19 protein-coding genes are annotated in these 19,359 nt (G+C 62.3%); 5 read left to right on the top strand and 14 right to left on the bottom strand.

Going from position 1 to position 19,359, the window contains the following annotated elements; translation table 11 throughout:
• Nucleotides 1–9: 9 nt before the first annotated feature.
• A complete protein-coding gene (locus tag AC1Z3V_RS12940; protein WP_483499399.1) occupies nt 10–1,137 on the top strand; it encodes a sulfate/molybdate ABC transporter ATP-binding protein in 1,128 nt (375 codons plus the stop codon).
• 2 nt (nt 1,138–1,139) lie between these two features.
• Here AC1Z3V_RS12940 and AC1Z3V_RS12935 read toward each other — a convergent pair whose 3' ends face one another.
• On the bottom strand, nt 1,140–1,469 hold the full coding sequence (locus AC1Z3V_RS12935; protein ID WP_483499397.1) for a YciI family protein: 330 nt from the start codon (nt 1,467–1,469) through the stop codon (nt 1,140–1,142).
• A 142-nt stretch (nt 1,470–1,611) separates the two neighbouring features.
• On the opposite strand from AC1Z3V_RS12935, the gene AC1Z3V_RS12930 reads away from it, so the two are divergent.
• The 3 genes from AC1Z3V_RS12930 (at nt 1,612) to AC1Z3V_RS12920 (ending at nt 3,678) form a co-directional block, all read left to right on the top strand.
• Nucleotides 1,612–1,878, top strand: a complete 267-nt coding sequence (locus tag AC1Z3V_RS12930) for a hypothetical protein (RefSeq protein WP_429811985.1) — start codon at nt 1,612–1,614, stop codon at nt 1,876–1,878.
• Nucleotides 1,879–2,223: 345 nt separating this feature from the next.
• Nucleotides 2,224–2,493, top strand: a complete 270-nt coding sequence (locus AC1Z3V_RS12925) for a hypothetical protein (RefSeq protein WP_429811983.1) — start codon at nt 2,224–2,226, stop codon at nt 2,491–2,493.
• A gap of 207 nt (nt 2,494–2,700) precedes the next feature.
• A complete protein-coding gene (locus tag AC1Z3V_RS12920; protein WP_483499395.1) occupies nt 2,701–3,678 on the top strand; it encodes a L,D-transpeptidase family protein in 978 nt (325 codons plus the stop codon).
• A gap of 136 nt (nt 3,679–3,814) precedes the next feature.
• On the opposite strand, the gene AC1Z3V_RS12915 is transcribed toward AC1Z3V_RS12920, so the two are convergent.
• Nucleotides 3,815–4,003 carry a hypothetical protein gene (locus tag AC1Z3V_RS12915; protein ID WP_483499393.1) on the bottom strand — a complete coding sequence of 63 codons (189 nt, stop codon included), beginning with the start codon at nt 4,001–4,003 and terminating at the stop codon, nt 3,815–3,817.
• A 162-nt stretch (nt 4,004–4,165) separates the two neighbouring features.
• On the opposite strand from AC1Z3V_RS12915, the gene AC1Z3V_RS12910 reads away from it, so the two are divergent.
• Nucleotides 4,166–4,420 carry a hypothetical protein gene (locus AC1Z3V_RS12910; RefSeq protein ID WP_483499391.1) on the top strand — a complete coding sequence of 85 codons (255 nt, stop codon included), beginning with the start codon at nt 4,166–4,168 and terminating at the stop codon, nt 4,418–4,420.
• 170 nt (nt 4,421–4,590) lie between these two features.
• On the opposite strand, the gene AC1Z3V_RS12905 is transcribed toward AC1Z3V_RS12910, so the two are convergent.
• From AC1Z3V_RS12905 to AC1Z3V_RS12850, 12 genes are all read right to left on the bottom strand, one after another.
• Entirely contained in the window at nt 4,591–5,433 is an 843-nt protein-coding gene (locus AC1Z3V_RS12905; RefSeq protein ID WP_483499390.1) for an HpcH/HpaI aldolase/citrate lyase family protein, read from the bottom strand.
• Nucleotides 5,430–6,647 (bottom strand): CaiB/BaiF CoA transferase family protein, encoded by a 1,218-nt coding sequence (locus AC1Z3V_RS12900; protein WP_483499388.1) that lies wholly within the window; start codon nt 6,645–6,647, stop codon nt 5,430–5,432. Before AC1Z3V_RS12900 ends, AC1Z3V_RS12905 begins: the two co-directional genes overlap by 4 nt.
• On the bottom strand, nt 6,644–7,693 hold the full coding sequence (locus AC1Z3V_RS12895) for an ABC transporter ATP-binding protein (protein WP_483499387.1): 1,050 nt from the start codon (nt 7,691–7,693) through the stop codon (nt 6,644–6,646). Before AC1Z3V_RS12895 ends, AC1Z3V_RS12900 begins: the two co-directional genes overlap by 4 nt.
• A 30-nt stretch (nt 7,694–7,723) precedes the next feature.
• Nucleotides 7,724–9,823, bottom strand: coding sequence for an ADP-ribosylglycohydrolase family protein (locus tag AC1Z3V_RS12890; RefSeq protein WP_483499386.1), 2,100 nt, complete (start codon nt 9,821–9,823; stop codon nt 7,724–7,726).
• A 16-nt stretch (nt 9,824–9,839) separates the two neighbouring features.
• Nucleotides 9,840–11,045: an ADP-ribosylglycohydrolase family protein gene (locus tag AC1Z3V_RS12885; RefSeq protein ID WP_483499385.1), complete on the bottom strand. Its 1,206-nt coding sequence runs from the start codon at nt 11,043–11,045 to the stop codon at nt 9,840–9,842.
• Nucleotides 11,035–12,456, bottom strand: coding sequence for an extracellular solute-binding protein (locus AC1Z3V_RS12880; RefSeq protein WP_483499384.1), 1,422 nt, complete (start codon nt 12,454–12,456; stop codon nt 11,035–11,037). Before AC1Z3V_RS12880 ends, AC1Z3V_RS12885 begins: the two co-directional genes overlap by 11 nt.
• 49 nt (nt 12,457–12,505) lie before the next feature.
• Nucleotides 12,506–13,408 carry a carbohydrate ABC transporter permease gene (locus AC1Z3V_RS12875; RefSeq protein ID WP_483499382.1) on the bottom strand — a complete coding sequence of 301 codons (903 nt, stop codon included), beginning with the start codon at nt 13,406–13,408 and terminating at the stop codon, nt 12,506–12,508.
• A complete protein-coding gene (locus AC1Z3V_RS12870; protein WP_483499380.1) occupies nt 13,408–14,373 on the bottom strand; it encodes an ABC transporter permease in 966 nt (321 codons plus the stop codon). The genes AC1Z3V_RS12875 and AC1Z3V_RS12870 overlap by 1 nt, the downstream gene beginning before the upstream one ends.
• A gap of 3 nt (nt 14,374–14,376) precedes the next feature.
• Nucleotides 14,377–15,426, bottom strand: coding sequence for a LacI family DNA-binding transcriptional regulator (locus AC1Z3V_RS12865; protein WP_483499379.1), 1,050 nt, complete (start codon nt 15,424–15,426; stop codon nt 14,377–14,379).
• A gap of 216 nt (nt 15,427–15,642) precedes the next feature.
• Nucleotides 15,643–17,262 carry a dihydroxyacetone kinase subunit DhaK gene (locus tag AC1Z3V_RS12860; RefSeq protein ID WP_429811952.1) on the bottom strand — a complete coding sequence of 540 codons (1,620 nt, stop codon included), beginning with the start codon at nt 17,260–17,262 and terminating at the stop codon, nt 15,643–15,645.
• Between the two features lie 10 nt (nt 17,263–17,272).
• Nucleotides 17,273–18,268, bottom strand: coding sequence for an ABC transporter ATP-binding protein (locus AC1Z3V_RS12855; RefSeq protein WP_483499377.1), 996 nt, complete (start codon nt 18,266–18,268; stop codon nt 17,273–17,275).
• The gene (locus tag AC1Z3V_RS12850) at nt 18,261–19,358 is read right to left on the bottom strand and encodes an ABC transporter ATP-binding protein (protein WP_429811946.1); all 1,098 of its coding nucleotides are present in this window, start codon (nt 19,356–19,358) and stop codon (nt 18,261–18,263) included. Before AC1Z3V_RS12850 ends, AC1Z3V_RS12855 begins: the two co-directional genes overlap by 8 nt.
• Nucleotide 19,359: the final 1 nt, after the last annotated feature.

Genomic DNA, 19,359 nt, shown 5'->3' with positions numbered 1-19,359 from the left:
GGTATCGCCATGGACGTGCGCGTTCACAACATCCGCAAGGAATTCGGCCGCTTCCCGGCGCTCGACGACGTCTCGCTCGACATCCGCTCCGGCGAGCTGATCGCGCTCTTAGGTCCCTCCGGCTCCGGCAAGACGACGCTGTTGCGCCTCGTCGCCGGGCTCGAAAGCCCGACCGGCGGCACGGTCTTCTTCGGCGACGAGGATGCCTCGCAAAAGACGGTGCAGGAGCGCAACATCGGCTTCGTCTTCCAGCACTATGCCCTGTTCCGCCACATGACGGTGCTCGACAACGTCGCCTTCGGCCTCAAGGTGCGGCCCGCCAACCGCCGGCCGCCGGCGGCCGAGATCCGCCAGCGGGCGCTCGATCTCCTCGACCTGGTGCAGCTTTCCGGCCTCGACAAGCGCTATCCGGCGCAACTCTCCGGCGGCCAGCGCCAGCGCGTGGCACTCGCCCGCGCCATGGCGGTCGAACCGAACGTGCTGCTGCTCGACGAGCCCTTCGGCGCGCTCGACGCGCAGGTCCGGAAGGAACTGCGCAAGTGGCTCAGGGAGATCCACGACCGCACCGGCCACACGACGATCTTCGTCACCCACGACCAGGAGGAGGCGCTGGAGCTGGCCGACCGCGTCGTCGTCATGAGCAAGGGCGCGATCGAGCAGGTCGGCACCCCGGACGAGATCTACGACCATCCGGTCTCGCCCTTCGTCTATGGCTTCATCGGCCAGTCGAACTGCCTCGCGGTGACGCTCGCCAACGGCGAGATCTGGTTCGAGGACCGGCCGATCGGCCTTAGGGCTCCGGCCGAGCCGGACGGCCCGGCCAATCTCTTCTTCCGCCCGCACGACATCGAGCTGATCGACGGCTGCGGCGGCTGTCTCGCCGGCCTCGTCACCGCCAGCCGCCGGGTCGCCGGCACCCGCCACCTCGAACTCGACCTTGGCCGCAACCACCCACCTGTCGAGATCGAGCTCTCCCCCGAACGCGCCGCCGCCGGCGACCACAGCCGCGTCGCCTTCCGCCCGACAAAGTGGAAACTCTTCAGGGACGGCAGGCAACAGCCTGTAGCCGCGGAGGCGAAAAGCGAGAGTAGCCCTGTCGATATGCAGGAGCCAACATTGGTTGCCCAGGCTTCCTGAGCTCAAGGGGTCTCCAACGGCCAGATCTCGACCACGCCATGTGCAACGGCACAGGGCGTGAGCGATACCATTTCGACCGCTTCGGCCAGGTCAGCGGCCTCAATCACTGCAAAGCCGGCCACAGGAAGCGACGACGACATGAACGGACCGTCTCGCTTCTCGATGTGCGCAGCATTGGCGTTGCGCACCTGGACAGGCGCTCCGGCGATCCCCATCAATGCCCCTTTTGCGCGAAGGTCCGCATCATGCGCGTGCGCCGCGTCGCGAACCGCTGCCGCCGTGCGGTCGTAGCCCGCACGGTCTCCATATCCAATTGTCACGAATTTCGGCATCAACCTCATCCTCCTGATGACGGCACTCTACTTCCGACGGGCTAATTGACAGTCTGGCCGATGGGGCCTTCCGTAAGGCAACGCGGATGCACAGGGAAAGTTGCGCCGAAACCAACGCCCGTGCCACGACAGGGAGGATGCAATGCCGACCATCATCGCCCACCACAAGATCACGAAAAGTGCGGAACATTGGCTGAAATCGCCGAAGCGTAAAGAGTTCTTCGGCCCGCTGGGGGTGACGAGCATTCGAACCTTCGTCGATCCCCAGGACCAGACCCAAGTGGCAATTCTCATGGACGTCCCTGATCTGGACGCCCTGTCGAAAGCCATGCAAAGCCAAGCCGCTGCCGATGCCATGGCCTTTGATGGCGTAGTGCCGGAGTCAATCGTGATCCTGGTCGAGGCATAGGGCACAGTCGGCAACCGCGACAACTCGAAGGCCGAATTCGTGTGGGCTTTGCGGGCTCGAACAAGGCCCGCGCCACAGCAAAGTCGCTGATTGGTACGGACGCCAGGCCCTACCGAACGCGGCAACCCATCGTCACTGGCTTAATTCCATGAAGAGGTATAGATTGTCCGGCCGGTCGTCGACCCCAGATCTGACGGCCGCGAATGACTGCATGGGAGATCGGGCGGCGAGTACCGGTCTCAACCAAGAAGGCCGCGGGTCGGAGCCAGTTCACCGACACTCCGCGCGAAACTGAGAGCGTCAACTGGAGAATGGGCCGGAATCGCGGCCGCCAGGGAGGTTTCAATGCAGTGGGCAGTCAATGATCTCAATGGCCAATGGAATGCAACCGAGCTTGAAATGCTCCAGCGGACATTCGACCGGGTCTGCCTGTGGCAGAACATCCCGCCGAACAGTCTGCGTGCCGGGCGCCTGGTTCGGTACCTGACAGATCAGCTTCGCGGCGGCATTAGTGACGAGGGTACCTTATTTGAAAACGCCATGTTGCTGGAACGCTCGCGTTCGGAGGCAACGTCCTTTCCGCGGCGCGGTTCTCCCATGCGGGTGCTCAACTAGTTCTACGTTGATAAATAGCTCCGTGTAGCCGGCAAGGTTCATCCCAGGCGAGTGCGAAGCGGTCCGTGCCTGGCCACCAAGCCGGTGCGTGGCATGCTGTCCCCTCAATCAAAGCCGCCTCGGCTCTCCGCAGGTGTTTTCGTCCGGCCATCTCAACATCCCGGTGCAAGTCGGGAACAAATCAAGCGCGCGGGCGATTTCGCGGTCATGAAGATCGTGACCCTGTCCACTGCGCTATTGTTGCTCTTGCCCGCCGGTTTGGCCAAAGCCCAGACACTTCAGCCGGATTCGATCAACAGCGCGTCGATCACGCCCAGTTTGTTGGAGCGAATGGCCGCCATCTCGGACAGCCCAGACCCGGCTATCGTTCGGCTTCAAGTTCTTCTCGACCGCGCGGGGGCATCGCCCGGGGTAATCGATGGCTACGGCGGCGAGAACGTTGCCAAAGCGGTCGCCGCCTTCCAGACCATGCAGGATCTGCCCGCAGAGGGCAGATTGGACCCTGATCTCCTTGAACGGCTTTCAAAGCAGGCGCCGGTTGTACAGCCCTATGTCGTCTCCGGGGACGACACCAAAGGGCTGGTCGCCAAGATACCCAACGACTATTCCGAACAGGCGAGAATGGATCATCTCGGATACACAAGCGTCGGGGAGAGGCTGGCCGAGCGCTTCCACATGGATATCGATCTTCTCAAGGCGCTCAATGCGACTTCGACGTTTTCCGTCGGCGAGACCGTTTCCGTTGTGATCCCTGGGGCGCCAAGGCAGGGGATGGTCAAGCGCATCGAAGCGCACCGACGCACCGGCCAACTCATGGCCTTCGGCGCCGACGGAACGCTGATCGCCGCCTACCCAGCAACGATCGGCAGCCCGGAGACGCCGTCTCCTTCCGGGATCCATAAAGTGAAAGGAGTGGCGCGAATGCCGCCCTATATCTACAACCCCAACATCAACTTCCAGCAGAGCGATAATAGAGAGGTGTTGACCTTGCCTGGCGGTCCGAACAGCCCGGTCGGTAGCGTCTGGATAGACCTCTCGAAGCCCACCTACGGAATCCACGGTACGCCGGAACCATCGCTGATCGACAAGGCCGGATCACACGGGTGCGTTCGTTTGACCAATTGGGATGCGGAAGAGCTGGCAGCGATGGTTAAACCTGGCGTGATCGTCGAGTTCGTCGACTAATCCTCTTTGACACCAAGAAACGCGAGAATTTGACACCAAGAAACGCGAGAAGAGCGACTGAAGTCAATAACGCGACGCCGACCGCGCGAACGATCTCTTCGGTCGCGGCAGACCGTCACACCTCGGTGTCGAGTGTTCAGCGGATGCGCGTTTGAGCGCGCACGATATTCATCTGAAGCTCGTGGCTGGTCGCGTATCTACCGAGAACCTTGATCAGGCGGCGCTCCTCGGTCTTGTGGATACCGGTGCGCCTGCAATAGTCCGCTACGTCCCAGATATGTTTGGCCTGGGAGTTGTCGACTGTTCGAACATCCGTGTGTTTCATTCTGCGCCTCCCCTTGCCTGCGCATAACGCTGGGAGGCTGGTTTGGTTCCGTCAGGGCCGCTGAAACCCAAAAGCACCGGCGACATTGTCCCTGCGTGGGAACGTAGTTTTCGCCTGCGGGTTTGGGGCGCGAAATGCCACTGAAACCAGGAGACAGATGCGATGCTCAATAGACTTCTGATTGCGGCCATCATGGCCATCTCTTTCACCGGCGGCGCCATGGCCCAGACCGATCTGACGTGCGACAAGGCCGGCATGACAAAACTGGAAACGGACGTGAACTCCATCACTGACGCAACCAAGAAGAAGGCGGCGACCAAGGAACTGGCCGAGGCTAAGGAAGCGATGGCGGCGAAAGATACGGCGAAATGCAAGACGCACATGGAGAATGCCATGAAGGGCAAGGATGCCATGTGATTGCGCGATATTGCCGGCCAGGGGGCCTTGCTGCTTTCCGGGTAGCGTGCACCCAGGCCGGCGGCCCTTTTCTTCTTGTGGCATCCACCATGCCCATTCCCTGGCCCGCCGAGAGGCCAGCGTCGCCGAAATTTGGGGCGTTAATCGAGGGGGCGCCTCAGAGATTTCGACTAATCGATCTTCTGTAAGATGCGGCGGGCACGCTCGATAATCGGTGCATCCACCATCCCTTCGCCGACCAGAAAGGCGCCTCTGCCTTCAGCCGCGGCACCTGCCGCAGCGTCGAGCACGGAGCGTGCCCAGGCGATTTTTTCTTCGCTGGGCGAGAACGCGGCATTCATGATCGGCACTACCGAGGGATGAATGCAGGTCGCGCCATCGAAGCCATGGCGGCTTGCTTCTCGGGCAGCGGCCTCAAGGGCGTCGCGTTGCTGATAGTCTGCAACGGACGTCAGAGTGCCGAACGACAGCTTGCCCTCCGCCTTGGCCGCGAGATGCACGAGCAACTTGGGCAGACGCAACACCTCGGGAACCGGTTCGGCCCCAATACTGGTGGCGATATCTTCCCCGCCGGCTACAAGACCCAGCACACGCTGGCAGGCCGCAATCGGCCTTGCGTCCAGCACGGCGCCGGCGTCTTCCAACAGCGCGACGAAACAGAGCGGTTCACGCCCGAGTTCTCTCTCCGTCGTAGCCAGGCGTTCGGCAAGGCTGCGCAACTGCTCCGGCGACTTTGCCTTTGCGATGAAGAGGCCGAAGGCCCCGGCACGGCAAGCAGCCTCGGCATCCGCCTGCTGCATTTCCGGCTCGGCATTGACGCGCACGAAGACCTTTGCGCCGCTTCGTCCTGCCGTGGGGACTGACCGCACAAGTCCGGCGCGTGCCGCCAGCTTTTCAGCGAAGGCAACGGAATCCTCGAGATCCAGGATGATCGCATCAGCGCCTCGCTCATGCGCCTTGGCGATAAAGCGCTCGGACGAGGCGGGGACATAGAGAAGCGACCGCAACCTCATGGCGCCGAGCCCTCCAAAATGAGATTGATGGCGTCTATATCCATCCCGGCCTCGGTCAGGACTTCGGCCGTGTGCTCTCCAAGCATCGGCGCGGGTCTGCGCCAGACACCCGGCGTTTTGGAAAGCCGCGGCACGATGTTGTGCATCGGCAGGCTGCCGAACTCCGCGTCCTCCACGTCGACGATGATTTCGCGTTCGGCGAAATGCGGGTCGGCGATGGCATCGGCGATGTTATAGATCGGTCCGACCGTCGCGCCGGCGTCGCGCATGATCTTCAGCGCTTCGTCGTGGTCGTGCCGGGCGAACCAGCCGCCAACTGCTTCGTCGACCAGGTCACGATTCTTGACGCGCTCTGAATTGGTGGCAAAGCGCGGATCCTCGTTCATGTCGGCGCGACCGATAATCTCGAAAATTCGCCTTGCGACCTGCGGCGTGGAACCGGACAGCGCTACGTATTTGCCGTCGCGACATCTGTAGACGTTGCGCGGCGCCGCCGTGTTCGAAGCGCTGCCCACACGTTCCTTGATCTTGCCGGTCGTCTGGTAGATCGCGGCTTCCGGTCCAAGCACGGAAAACATCGGCTCGAGCAGCGACAGGTCGATCACCTGTCCTTTCGCGTAACCGCGATCGCGCGCAAGCAGCGCCGTCACGGTGGCCGAACTGCCGTAGACACCGGCGATCATATCGGCGAGCGCCAGCGGCGGCAGCACCGGTTCGCGGTCCGGAAAGCCGGTTCGGTAGGCAAAGCCGCTCATGCCTTCGACGATCGTGCCGAAACCGGGAAATTGCGCGTAGGGGCCGGTCTGGCCGAAACCGGAGATGCGCACGATGATCAGGTTGGGGTTACGCGCGTGCAGCGCTTCCGGCGAAAGCCCCATACGCTCCAGCGTGCCCGGCCGAAAATTCTCGATGAAGACGTCGGCCGTATCGATCAACGCCCAGAGCGCCTGCATCGCCGCCTGCTGGCGCAGATTGAGCACCACGGAGCGTTTGTTGCGGCTATAGGTCTTCCAGTAGAGCGAATGGCCGTCATCCTTCCAGTCTCGAAGCGGATCGCCGGCCGGCGGCTCGATCTTGATGACGTCTGCACCAGCATCGGCAAGCTGCAGCGATAGCATGTTGCCAGCGACGAGACGTGAAAGATCCAGGATCCGGGTGCCGGCAAGCGGCCCCTTGGCAGCGGGATCAAACTGGTGCTTGGCAAATCCGCTCATCGCATGCGCTCCCCGGTTTCCTTGTCAAAGAGCAGCACCTTGTCGGCATCGATCGTGAGCGTGACATCCTGGCCCGCCGAAAGCGGCTTGCCGCCGTGGACGACCACCGAGATATCCTGGCCGCCCATATCGACGACGATTTCCTGATCCTCTCCGGTCGGCTCCACCAGGCTGATGCGGCCCGGCACGCCCGTCGTTCCGAGCGTGATGTGTTGCGGGCGGATACCGCAGACGATACGCGTTCCGGGTTGCACCTTCTCTCCGAGAGGCAGCGAAACGCCACCGCGGGTCAAAGCCATCTCGCCGTCTGCGATCGCCTCAATGAGGTTGATCTCCGGTGAACCGATGAAGCCGGCAACGAAGAGATTGGCGGGATCGTTGTAGAGTTCGAGCGGCGCGCCCGCCTGCTCGATCTTCCCGCCGTTCATCACCACGATCTTGTCGGCCATGGTCATGGCCTCTGTCTGGTCATGGGTGACGTAGACCATCGTCCGGCGCAGCCGCTGGTGCAGCTTCTTGATCTCGCTGCGCATCTTCACGCGCAGCTTGGCGTCGAGGTTCGAGAGCGGCTCGTCGAAGAGGAAGGCGCGCGGGTCGCGCACGATGGCGCGACCCATGGCGACACGCTGGCGCTGGCCGCCGGAGAGCTCGCGCGGCAGGCGGTCCAGCAGCTTTTCGAGGCCGAGGATTTCGGCCGCCTCGGTGACGCGCTTCTGGATCTCCGCCTTCGGCGCGCCGGCAAGCTTCAGCGCGAAGCTCATGTTCTCCGCGACCTTCATGTGCGGATAGAGCGCGTAGGACTGGAAGACCATGGCAATGTCGCGCTCCTTCGCCGGCATGTCGTTGACGACCTTGCCGCCGATGGTGATTTCGCCCGCTGAAATATCCTCCAGCCCGGCGATCATGCGCAACAATGTGGACTTGCCGCAGCCGGAAGGGCCGACGAGCACGACGAATTCGCCGTCACCCATTTCCAGTGAGACGTTGTTGAGCACGGCGACGCTGCCATAGCTCTTGCCGACGCTTCTGAGCTCTATCTCGGACATGTTTCCTCCCGTCCTTTCTGCCTCGCGGCGTTAGCGATCGGCAACCTCTAGCCGGCCGACCGACATGCGTCCGGCAGACGCCATGCGCAGGCCAGCCATGCCGTAGCCAAGCGTCGTATCGTGCGCCTGGAGCACCCGCTCGCCGTCGACAGAAAGCGTCAGCTTGCCGCCTTCGACCGTGAGATCGACCGCGTAGTTTCGGCCGTGTTCGATCCGGAAGGGCTTGCGGGCAAGGATCGTGGTGCCGTGGTTTTCCAGAAGGATTACGGCTTCGCCATTCTCAAAGCCCGCCGCATAAAAGCGGCTGGTCCCCTGAGCGCGCGCCACCACCAGATGCGAAGCACCGGAGAGCGGCTGAAGGTTTGCGGTGACGCTGACGTCGCGCAGATACGCGTTACCAGTCCAGGCATCCGCGTCCGTGGCCGTATGGGCATGGATGCGGCCCTGCTGCAGGCTCCAGTGGCCGCGGTTCCAGGTAAACCGGGTAATCCCGCCCCATTCATGGGCTTCCTTTGCCGGGTCGATCACGGCGCGGCCCTTACCCGAAACGGAGAAGTCCGCAAGGAACAGTCGGCCGAGGAACTTCAGGCGACCGAAATATTCGACCAGAATGCCGATCTCGTCGACCGCCTCGCCATGGCCATCGGGGATGGCGAACTCGTAGTCCTGCCAGCCGCTCGCCGAGGGTACGTGCCAGGCGCTCGTTTCTTGAATCGTACCTGTCATGGCGCGACGAACGTACGATGCCACGCGCAGATTGCCGTCGCCGTTCCACGGGTCGAGCCAGAGTTTGAACTTCACCGTCTGGCCGTCATCGGCAAGCGGCGTGAACATCGGGCGGTAGCGCTCATCGTCGAAGTCGGAGCGGCGGTAGAAGGGCTTCCAGAAGATGCGGCCGCCCTGCCCGCGCTCCAGCCGATCGAGGAGAATTTCCAACGATCCCTTGGCACTCTCGGTGTGACGCTCCACCGATGCCTTGACGGCGATCTGGTTGAACGGTTCGGTGCGGAAGCCGTGGGTCGCGCCGGGAGCGTCGAAATCGAAGCGTACGCCCCGGCGCTCGAAGTCCTCGACCCAGAGCGCCGGTGCTTCCCGTCCCTGCAGCCGGAGCGCCAGCACGGTCAGCTCGCGGGCGAAGGAGGGAATGTCGACGACGTTGATCGTTCCGGTAACGCCTGAAGCGACGACGAAATCATTGATCGGCTTGCGGTATTTATCCCAGCCCGGCTGCACCTGCTGCAAAGTGCCGACGATCGCACCGGCATTGCCAGCATTGCAGTCCGTGTCCCAGCCAGCCATCGTTGCGATTTCGACCGTACGTGGCAGGTCGCCCTGGCCATAGATCAGCGCCATGACGAGCACGCCGGCATTTGGAATGATGTGGCAGACGCCCGGATAGCGATCGTAACCCCATTCCGCGGTCAGCATGTCGCGGCAGGCGCGCCAGTCGTTCCGGTTGCTATCGTGGAAGCGAAGGACCGCACGCGAAACCTTGGCGTAGAGGGAGTCGGCCGGGATGGTTGCCAGGCCCGTCTCGATGACCTCCTCGATGTTCTTGGCGACAAAGGCATGCGCGATCGCTGCTGCGCAGAAACGCGCACCGTTCAATCCCTCTCCGTCATGCGCCACGCTCGCAGCGCGCGCCGACGCTTCAGCCGCTGTCTTCGGATCGGCCGGGTGCACCCAGCCCCAGCTGTCGATGAAGATCTGGCCGCCGATCTGTTCGGCAACGGTGGTGCCGTTCTGTGTGATCGAGCCGGACTGCGGCGCCGGGATGCCGGCGCGAAGGTTTTGATAGGCGGTATGCTCGGTCGAATTGCCGAAACCGCCCCACCAATACATGCCGTGTTCCTCGGCCGCGTAGTTCAGCCAGGTCTTGCCCACCTCCTCGGCGGTCGCACCGAGGCCATAATCGCGCAGCGCCCGGATGAAATAGATCGGACCGTTGGTGTCGTCATCCGCCGCGAAATTCTTGAAATCGCGCAGATATTCCGTCACCTCGCCATAGGTGTCCCGGATGCGTTCGTAGCTCCAGATCGTCGGTTCGACGGGTGCGCCAAGACGGACGCCGATCGCCTTGCCGGCGAAACCGGAATAGATACGCTCGAAGATTTCTGTGGTGCTGAGCATCGGATACTTTCAAAGTCTAGAGACTAGAAACCTGGGTGAGTTCGGGGGCGGCAAAGAGCCCCGCGCGCGCCTGCGCCCGCGCCGTTTCTCGCTTGCGATCGGCGGCCTGGATGACGGTCACCGTTTCGGTGAAAGCATCGGCAGATCGGAAGAGATCGAGCTTGTTGACGCGGTCGAGCTGGGAAGCCATCGCCCGGTCAATGATGCTTTCGCCATACATGGCACCGAGGATCGCGCCGGCCATGACGCCGATCGAATCCGTGTCGCGGCCGGAATTGATGCCGTCAACGACCGTCTTGTAGAAGTCCCCGTCATTGACGACGGCGAAGCCGAGCGCCAGCGGCAACTCCTCGATCGCGTGGAGGCGCGACGGCTGGTAGGCATCCGTGGCAAGGCCCGCCTTCTGCGGCGTGTGCTGGACGTTGTCGCCCATCGGCGAATAGCGGGCGATGATACGGTGAAATTCGGTGACGACCGTTTGGTGGTCTTTGCCCCTCAACGAGCGCGCGGCGCCCACGATATCGGCGATCGCATCGCGCGTACCGTCCTTGGCAACGGCAAGCGCTTCGTCGATGACGGTGTCGAGCGTAGTTCCCGGCACGAAGGCGGCGGCCACGGCTGCGGCAAGCACGCCGGCAGCCTCGAGGCCGAAGCTCTGCTGGTGGCCGGAGGCAAAGGCGATCGCCTCGTCATAGGCTGCCTTCGGATCGCAGGCATTGGCGACGCCGATCGGCGCAATGTACATGGCTGCGCCGCAATTCACCATGTTGCCGACGCCGCCCTGGCGCGGGTCGCAGCCGGAAAGCTGGTGGCGCTGGAAGATCCACTTTTCCGGATAAAACAGGCGCTCGAGCAGCATCGTTTCGCGCTGCAATTCCGGCACCCAACGCGGCGTCCAGGCGATCTCACGCACCATGCCGGAGGCCATGTCCCAGGCATCGAGGTGACGCTTCACGTCGTTGTAGATCGACATGACGCAGAGTGTCATCAGCGTATCGTCGGTGACGATGCCGCCACCGCGCACGCGGCCGTTGCGGGCTGCTTCGCTCTGCTTCATGCGGTGCCACTCGGTATCGAGTGACGTCACCCGGCCATAGCGCTCGCGAATTTCCGCGGCGGAGAGTTTTTCAACCGGCGCCCCGATGGCGTCGCCGTAGGCGACGCCAAAGAGAAGCGCCCGAACCCGTCCCTTGAAGGAGAGCCCAGCAGCATCATTTGTCATTGAGAACCGTCCTTGCATATTCGGTCATTTTCTCGCCGCCGGCAGCGTTCCATTCGGAAACGAATTGGTCCCACTGGTCCATCTTGGCTTCGCCGGAGACGAACTTGTACACCCAGGCCCGGTAGACGTTTTCCGTAGCATCGATGTCGGTGGCGTATTCGGCAGGCCAGACGAAGGCGTTGTCCGGCTTGAAGTCGGCTGAGATCGTCTTCAGCGATTGCTGCGCGGCCTCGCTCAGCCATTGCACCGGCGGCTGCCAGTTTGCGGCAACGAGGAAGCGGGCATACCAGGTCGCAAGCTTGTCGGTCGGCTTGATGGTCTCGCCGTCCTTGGTGTACTGCTCGCCCTCGAAGCCGAGCCGTTCGATGGCCTGGCCCTCGGGGCTGGCGATGAAATCGAGCAACTTGACCACCTCTTCCTTGTGTTCCGAAGTCGTCGAGATCGCGAGGCCGCGTGCCTCCTTGGAGACGTCGAGGGCCATCAGGCCCTGGCCGGCCGGCCCCTTCGGCGGTGAAAGCAAGCTCAGTGTCACGTCGGGATGGGCCTGGCGCATCTTGCCGCCGTAGATGTCGATGACCTCTGCGGACGAGCCGAAGATCACGCCGGCTCGGCCGGAATAGAACTTGTCTTCCTTCACGTCCCACTTGGTGGTGATGAACTCCGGATCATAGAGCCCTTGCTCCCGAAGCGAGGCATAGAAGGCAATCTTCGCCTTTTCCGCTGCCGAAACGCGCGCATGGATCCATTCGCCGGCCTCGTTCTTCATCCAGGTGCCAGTCACGCCGAAGGCCTGATTGAAGATTGCGTCGAGCTCTTGGGTATTGTCGGCGGTGGTGACGCCGTAGCTGTCGGCCTTGCCGTTGCCGTCGAGGTCGCCATCCTTGATCGCCTTGAAGAGAGAGACGTAGTCGTCGGTCGTCTTGGGCGCTGCAACGCCCGATTTCTCGAGCCAGTCCGTGCGGATGACCGGCTGCGGCATACGTGGCGGGTAGACATAAAGCAGATAGGGATAGTTCTTCAGCCGCTCAACATTGTGCGGGAAGAGCGCTTCCTTGAGATAGGTCGTCTTCGGCAGCCAGTTGTTCCAATCCTCCAACACGCCCTGTTCGGCCATCTTGGCGTCGCCGCCCTGGAAATAGATGAGATCCGGGATGTCGCCGGACAGAAGCATGGCGCTGAGCTTGTCGGCATAGCCCGAAGACGGCAGGTCGATGATCTGAATGTGGATGTCGGTTCCCTTGGCCTTGAGCGCCTCCTCGTAGGCCTTCATCAACTTCACATCGTCAGGATTGCTGGTCACCAGGTCTTTCGAGACGACACGGATCGTCACCGGGTCGGCGAAAGCGGGCATCACCACGCTCGCCATCAGCGCCACGGCGGTCGTTGCGCCAAGGATCAGTTTTCCAAGCATGTTTGTTCCTCCCAATATGCTTTGGCTTTCATGTTTCGGTTCTGCATCGTCAGCCCTTCAGCGCACCGCTCATGGTGCCCTTGGTGAAGAACTTCAGGATCAGTGGATAGATCGCGAGGATCGGCGCGATGGTGAGCAGGATCATGCCGGCCTTCAGCGCGCGAATATTGATCTGGCTCGCGCCCGTGTAGTTGTTGCTTTCGACCACCCCGACCATGGCGAGCTTGTCACCCTCGACCACGAACTGGCGCAGCACCACCTGCAGCGGCCATTTCGACTGGTCGTTGAGGTAGATCATCGCCCGGAAAAACTCGTTCCAGTGGAAGACGAAATAGAAAAGCGCGATGGTGGCGAGCGCCGACTTGGCGAGCGGCAGCGCCACGTACCAGAAAATCTGGAAAGGATTGGCCCCATCGAGTTCGGAGGCTTCGATCAGTTCCTTCGGCACTTCCTCGAAGAAGCGCACCAGGATGATCAGGTACCAGGCGTTGACGACCTTGAAGAGGATCAGCGACCAGTAGCTGTCGAGCAGGCCGAGACGCTTGTTGATGAAGTAGTCCGGGATGATGCCGGGTTCGAAGACGATCGTGACCAGTACGAAGACGAAGATGATGCGTCGCCCGGGCAGACCGGGACGGGAAAGTGCCCAGGCCATCAGCGCCGTGAGAACCACGCCAAGAGCGGTGCTGACGAGCGTGATGAAGATCGAGTTGAAGAGACCACGCTGAACCGCGGAATTGTTGACCAGCAGGTTCCAGACCTCGGTCGAAAACCCGTTGGGGACGACCGTCAGGCCGCTCATGCCCGCGACCTTGCCCGGATCGGAGAACGATATGGCGAGCAGGTTGAGGAGCGGCTGGACCGTCAGCACGACGAGGAACAGCAGCGTCGAGACGATGAGCGCGTATTCGAGCCGCTCGAGCGGCGTTCTGCGGACGTTGTGGGCGGCCATCACCATACCCCCTTGCCAGTGAGACGTTTGGAGAGAACGTGCGCGGCGACGATCATCAGCATGCCGAGCACAGCCTTGAAGAGACCGGCGGCCGTTGCCAGCGAATATTCGCCGGTCTGCAGGCCGATGCGGTAGACATAGGTGTCGATGATGTCGATCTTGCTGCGCACGACGTCGTTGGAGAAGTTGATCACCTGATTGAGGTCGGCATTCAGGAACATGCCAGCGTTCAGGATGAAGAGCGTCGCGATCGTCGGCACGATGCCGGGGATGGTGACGTAGCGGATCTTCTGCCAGCGGTTCGCGCCATCGATCTCGGCCGCGTCATAGAGTTCCTGGTCGATGGCGATGATAGCGGCGAGATAAAGCAGGCTGTCCCAGCCGGCGGAGCGCCAGATCTCCGAGAAAACCAGCACCCAGCGGATCGAGCCGTTGTCGGTCATGAAGGACACCGGCTGCATGCCGAAGAAGCCGAGCACGTCGTTGACCGCGCCGTCGCTCGGCGAGAGTACCGCGATGAAGACGCCGGCGATCACCACCCAGGAAAGGAAGTGGGGCAGATAGATCGCCGACTGAATGAATTTGCGGAAAGCCCCTCCCCGGATTTCGTTGAGCAGAAGCGCGACGATGATCGGGACCGGAAAGAAGAAGACGATCTTCATCGTCGAGATGATCAGCGTGTTGGCCAGCACCTGCCAGAAGATCGGCGACGAGAACAGCGTCTGGAAATGCTTGAGACCGACCCAGATGTTCGGCGGAATGATGCGCAGCTGCTCGAAGGCGATCTTGGCTTCCCAGATCGGAAAATAGTGAAAGATCACGAAGAAGATCAGGCCCGGCGCCATCATCAGGTAGTAGGGCCACCATTGCCGCACGCTTTTCGAGAAGCTCTGGCGCCGAATGTTGGGAACGTTCCCATTTTCTGACATAGTTGCGTTCACCGCAAGCTCGTTGCTGACCGCCATTCCTTACCTCCCTGCCGCCATGCGCACGGTTGTCGCCGCCGAAACATCGGCAAGCGAGCCGCGTTCCACCAGCCGGCACGGCAGATATATCCGTTCGCGCTGGCGGCGGCCGGCGATCTGGTCGAGCAGACATTCGACCGCGCGAATGCCGATCTGCCGGCCAGGCTTTTCGATGGTCGTGAGCCCCGGCCATGAGAAGGCCCCTGCCGGGATGCCGTCGAAGCCCAGGATCGAGATGTCCTCGGGGCACCGCAACCCCGCTTCACGAACGGCCATCATGGCCCCAAGCGCCATGAGGTCGTTCGCCACGAACACGGCGCGACTGCCTCTCCATTGCCTCGTAAGCAACCGAGCCATCGCACTGCGACCGCCCTCGACCGTGTAATCGGACTCTTCGACGAGCAGTACCTCGGGGTCAACATCCCGGGCGATGCAATGCTCGTGGACCGCACGCAGGAACCGCGCGCGAGCGAGGCGCGACCGCGGCCCGAGCATCAGCGCCGGCGCCGGGTGTCCGCGTTCGACCAGAATGTCCATGCCGAGCCGAACCGCCTGCGCAATGTCGGAACCGACGCTCAACGTATCGGGGAAGCGCTCGGCGCTGGAACCGATGAAAACGAAGGGCATGCCAAAACGATCAAGGTCGTCGAAATTGTCGGCAACGGGATTTATGATCGCGCCGTCGACGCGGGCCCGGCGAAGCGCACGCAGGTGGGTCGCCTCCTTGTGCGCATCCCAATCGGACGAGAAGATCAGAAGCGAGATGTCATCCTTCGCAGCACGATCCTGTGCGCCGCGCGCAACCTCGGCCCAGAATGGGTTGGTGATGTCAGGAATGACGATGCCGAGCAGGCCGCTTCGGCCGGAGCGCATGCCGACGGCAAGCTGATTGGGCTCGTAGCCCGTGGCGGCGACCGCCTTCAACACGCGATCGCGTGCTTCCTCGGATATATTTGCGGAGCCGCCGAGAACACGCGCGACGGTGCTCTTCGAAACGCCTGCGCGTTTGGCAACGTCGATAATGGTCGCCCTTCGACCCGTCGTGTTGTTCATAAGGCTTCCTCCCAAAGTTCCGGCGATGCCTCGCCTGAACTTCATGGGAACGTTACCACGAGAAAAAACACTTTGGCAATATGCAGGAGAAAATATCCTGATCTTTGCTGCCAGCCCCCGGTGACGCAGCGGGTTTTCCATCCAGAAATCTACGGGTGGTAAGCGCACATTACCGCCGAACGCCTCGCTCGGCGGCAAATTGTTGTTGGCTGCAACCTACGCGGCCAGGTGTTCGAACAGTCGGGCGACAGCCTCGGCGCCGGGGTCGACGTGACCCTCAAGCTGCTTCGCATTGATGTAGGCCGCGCGTCCGGCTTTGGCGCGTGTCAGGGTGGAGGTGAAGTTCGCACCCGTTCGTGCGGCAGCCGCCGCCGCAACGACGCTGTCCTCGAGTGCATCGAGCGCCGGAGACAGCGCATCGATCATCGTTCGGTCGCCGATCTTCGCGCCGCCGATCTCCTGCATGCGTGCAAGCCCGGCTCGAAGCGCCTCGCGCATCGGTAGGCCGCTCGATGCCCCGTCGCCGGCGGCTGCAAAGAAAATGGCAAGCAGCACGCCGGAGGAACCGCCCATGGTCTGGCTCAATTCCTGGCCGATCGCCCGCAAAAGCTGGGTGTGATCTGAAAGTGGCAGCCGATCGATGGCATTGATCAGCGCCCGGGCAGCACCTGCCAGTGTCGAGCCCGTGTCGCCATCGCCCGACTTTGCATCGAGAGCATTGAGATCCTGCTCGGCAGCGATCAAAACCTTGCAGCAATCGATCAAGAAGGCCCGAGTCGCAGTGTGATCAGATGCCATCGGCGTGATCGGCGTCAGGCCATCCGGCAAGGCGCTGACGGCGATCGGCCGAACCTCCGAGACGCCCGGCCAGGCAGCGATCGCCACCGGTGCCTTTAGCAGTTCCAGTTCCGCCCGGTCGGCAGCAAAGACCGACACCGAGAAGCCTTGCATGTCGAGCGACGTCATCAGCGGTGCCGGGCCGATCGCGTGAGTGATCTTTTTGCCAAGCGGCAGATTGATGAGGTCGTGGGCAAGCACCGACATTTCGAGCACCGAGGTACCGCCCAGATTGTTGATCAGCGCGACGTGGGGACCTTCACCCATGACAGACGCCAGCCGTTCCGCCATGGTCGCCACCGATGAGCGGGCGCCTGCAAAGTCGATCTGCTCGACACCGGCTTCGCCATGAATGCCGAGACCGAGCTCCGCCTTGCCCTCCGGTATCCGCTCTTCCTTTGGCGAACCCGGGACCCTGCAGGTGTCCAGCGACATGCCGATGGTGCGCGTGCCGGCAATAGCCTTCTTGGCGGCGGTGGTTACCGTGTCGAGATCCGCGCCGCGTTCGGCGAGCGCGCCGGCGATCTTGTGCACGAACAGGGTACCGGCAACGCCGCGCGCCTGCGGCAGATCGGGCAGCGCTATGTCGTCGCCGACGATCACCATGCTCACCTTCAGCCCGAAGGCGCGGGCACGCTCGGCGGCAAGGCCGAAATTGAGGCGGTCACCGGTATAGTTCTTGACCACGAGCAGGCATCCGGCCGGACCGGTCACGGCAAGAATGCCGGCGAGCACGGCGTCTACGCTTGGTGAGGCGAAGACATCGCCGCAGACCGCGGCCGTCAGCATGCCGCGGCCGACGAAACCGACATGGGCCGGTTCATGACCGGAACCGCCGCCTGAGACGATCGCGACCTTCGATTTATCCCAGTCGCTGCGCAACACGACCCGGATATGCGGATAGCCGTCGAGACGGGTAAGCGCGCCGCCGGACAGGGCCAGAACGCCGTCGATCGCTTCGGTCACGACATCTTCCCGCTTGTTGATGAATTGCGCCATTTCGAGCTCCTTAAGCCAAACGCATGCCCGCCGCATCGAAGTAGAGCGGCTTCGAAGGTTGAATCTTGATTGTTTCACCGCCCCGGAGCGGCGTATGGGCGTCCGTGACGGTAATGAGGTCGTGTTTCCTGAAGGTCAGATGCAGACGCGTCTGGTCGCCGAGGTGCTCGACGCGCTTGACCAGCGCGTCCTCCCCCTCACCCTGTTGGATGTGCTCCGGCCTGAGGCCAATGCTTGCAGCGCCCAAGGGAGCGCCGGCAAAAATATCGGCCGGAAGCACATTGATCCGCGGCTGTCCCAGGCGCGTCGCCGCGTAGACGCTGACCGGCTGCTCATACACCTCGCGCGGCGAGCCGAACTGAACGAGCTTGCCTTCGTTCAGCACGCCGACATGGGTGGCCATCGTCATCGCCTCGATCTGGTCGTGGGTAACGTAGAGCAGGGTTGCGCCGGACCTTGCCTGAATGCGCTTGAGTTCGATACGAAGATCGGCCCTCAGCTTCGCGTCGAGCGAGCTCAACGGCTCGTCCATGAGGAAAATCTGCGGGTCTCTGACAAGGGCGCGGCCGATGGAAACGCGCTGCATTTCTCCACCTGACAGCGCCGTCGCCTTGTTGTCGAGCTTGTGCGCGATCTGGAGAACCTCGGCAACCTCCCTCACTTTCCGGTCGATCTCCTCTCTCGGTGTCTTCAACAAAGGAGATTTCAGCGGAAACTCAAGATTCTGACGAACGGTGAGATGCGGATAGAGCGAGTATTGCTGGAAGACCATGGCAACGTTGCGTTCGGCAGGCGCCAACCCTCTCGTCGGTCGTCCATCGATAAAGACCTCGCCGCGATCGGGCGTGTCGAGGCCGGAAACCATTCTGAGCGTCGTCGTCTTTCCCGCGCCAGTCGGCCCGAGCAGCACAACGAAAGAACCATCCGGAACCGTCAATGAGACATTGTCGAGAGCGACCGTGCCGGCAAATGTCTTCGACACGTTTTCCAAGACGACCTCAGCCATGTCCCAGCACTCCTTCATTGCCCTCGGATAACAGCACCTTGCCGGTTTCCGCGTCGAAAATCGAAAGCGTCCTAGCGTCGAATTCGAGGCCGACCTGCTCGCCCTCGTGAACCCGGTGGCCCGACGGGATGCGCGCCTTCAGTTCGCCGTGGCCGGTTACGAGCGTCACGATCTGGGTGGTCCCGAGATATTCCACGGCGCTTACGCGGCCCCGGTAGGCGCCGTCACTCACGAACGTCACGTGTTCCGGCCGGACGCCGAGCGTCAGCCTACCGGCGCGACCTTCCCGCGACATCGGCACCTTGACCATTACGCCGCCGAGATCGATCAAGCCGCCGCCGACGCCGATCATGCCCTCGAGCTCCAGAAAGTTCATTGGCGGTGAACCGATAAACTGAGCCACGAACTTCGTCGCGGGCCAGTCGTAGATCTGCTGCGGCTTGCCGAACTGTTCGACGACCCCATGATTCATCACGACGATCTTGTCGCCCATCTGCATCGCTTCGAGCTGGTCATGGGTCACATAGACGGTGGTTGCGCCCATCCGGTCGTGCAGCGCCCGCAATTCCTCGGCCATGTGCTCACGAAACTCGGCATCGAGTGCCCCGAGCGGTTCGTCCATGAAGAACGCCTTGGGGCGGCGCACGATCGCACGGCCGAGCGCGACACGCTGGCGGTCTCCGCCCGAAAGGCCGCCGACGGGCTTGTCGAGAATGTTCTCGATCTTGAGAATACGGGCGACTTCCGCGACACGCGACTTCACCTCCTCGCCGCGCAGGCCCTGGCTGAGCAGCGGATAGGAGATGTTCTTGCGCACGTTCATATGCGGATAGAGCGCAAACATCTGGAAGACGAAGGCGATGTCGCGCTTGCTCGCCGGTTTCATACCGACTTCTTCGCCGTCGATGAAGATCTCGCCACTCGTCGGCAGTTCGAGGCCGGCCATCATGCGCAATGTCGTCGTCTTGCCGCAGCCGGACGGGCCGAGCAGCATGAAGAACTCGCCATCCTCGATAGTGAAGCTCGAAGAGCGCACCGCAGTAAAGGCGCCGAACTCCTTGCGCACGTTCTGGATTCTGATCTGCGCCATC

The sequence above is a fragment of the Ensifer sp. 38_S197 genome (assembly GCF_056924495.1).
This window is presented reverse-complemented; position numbering and strand designations above follow the sequence as displayed.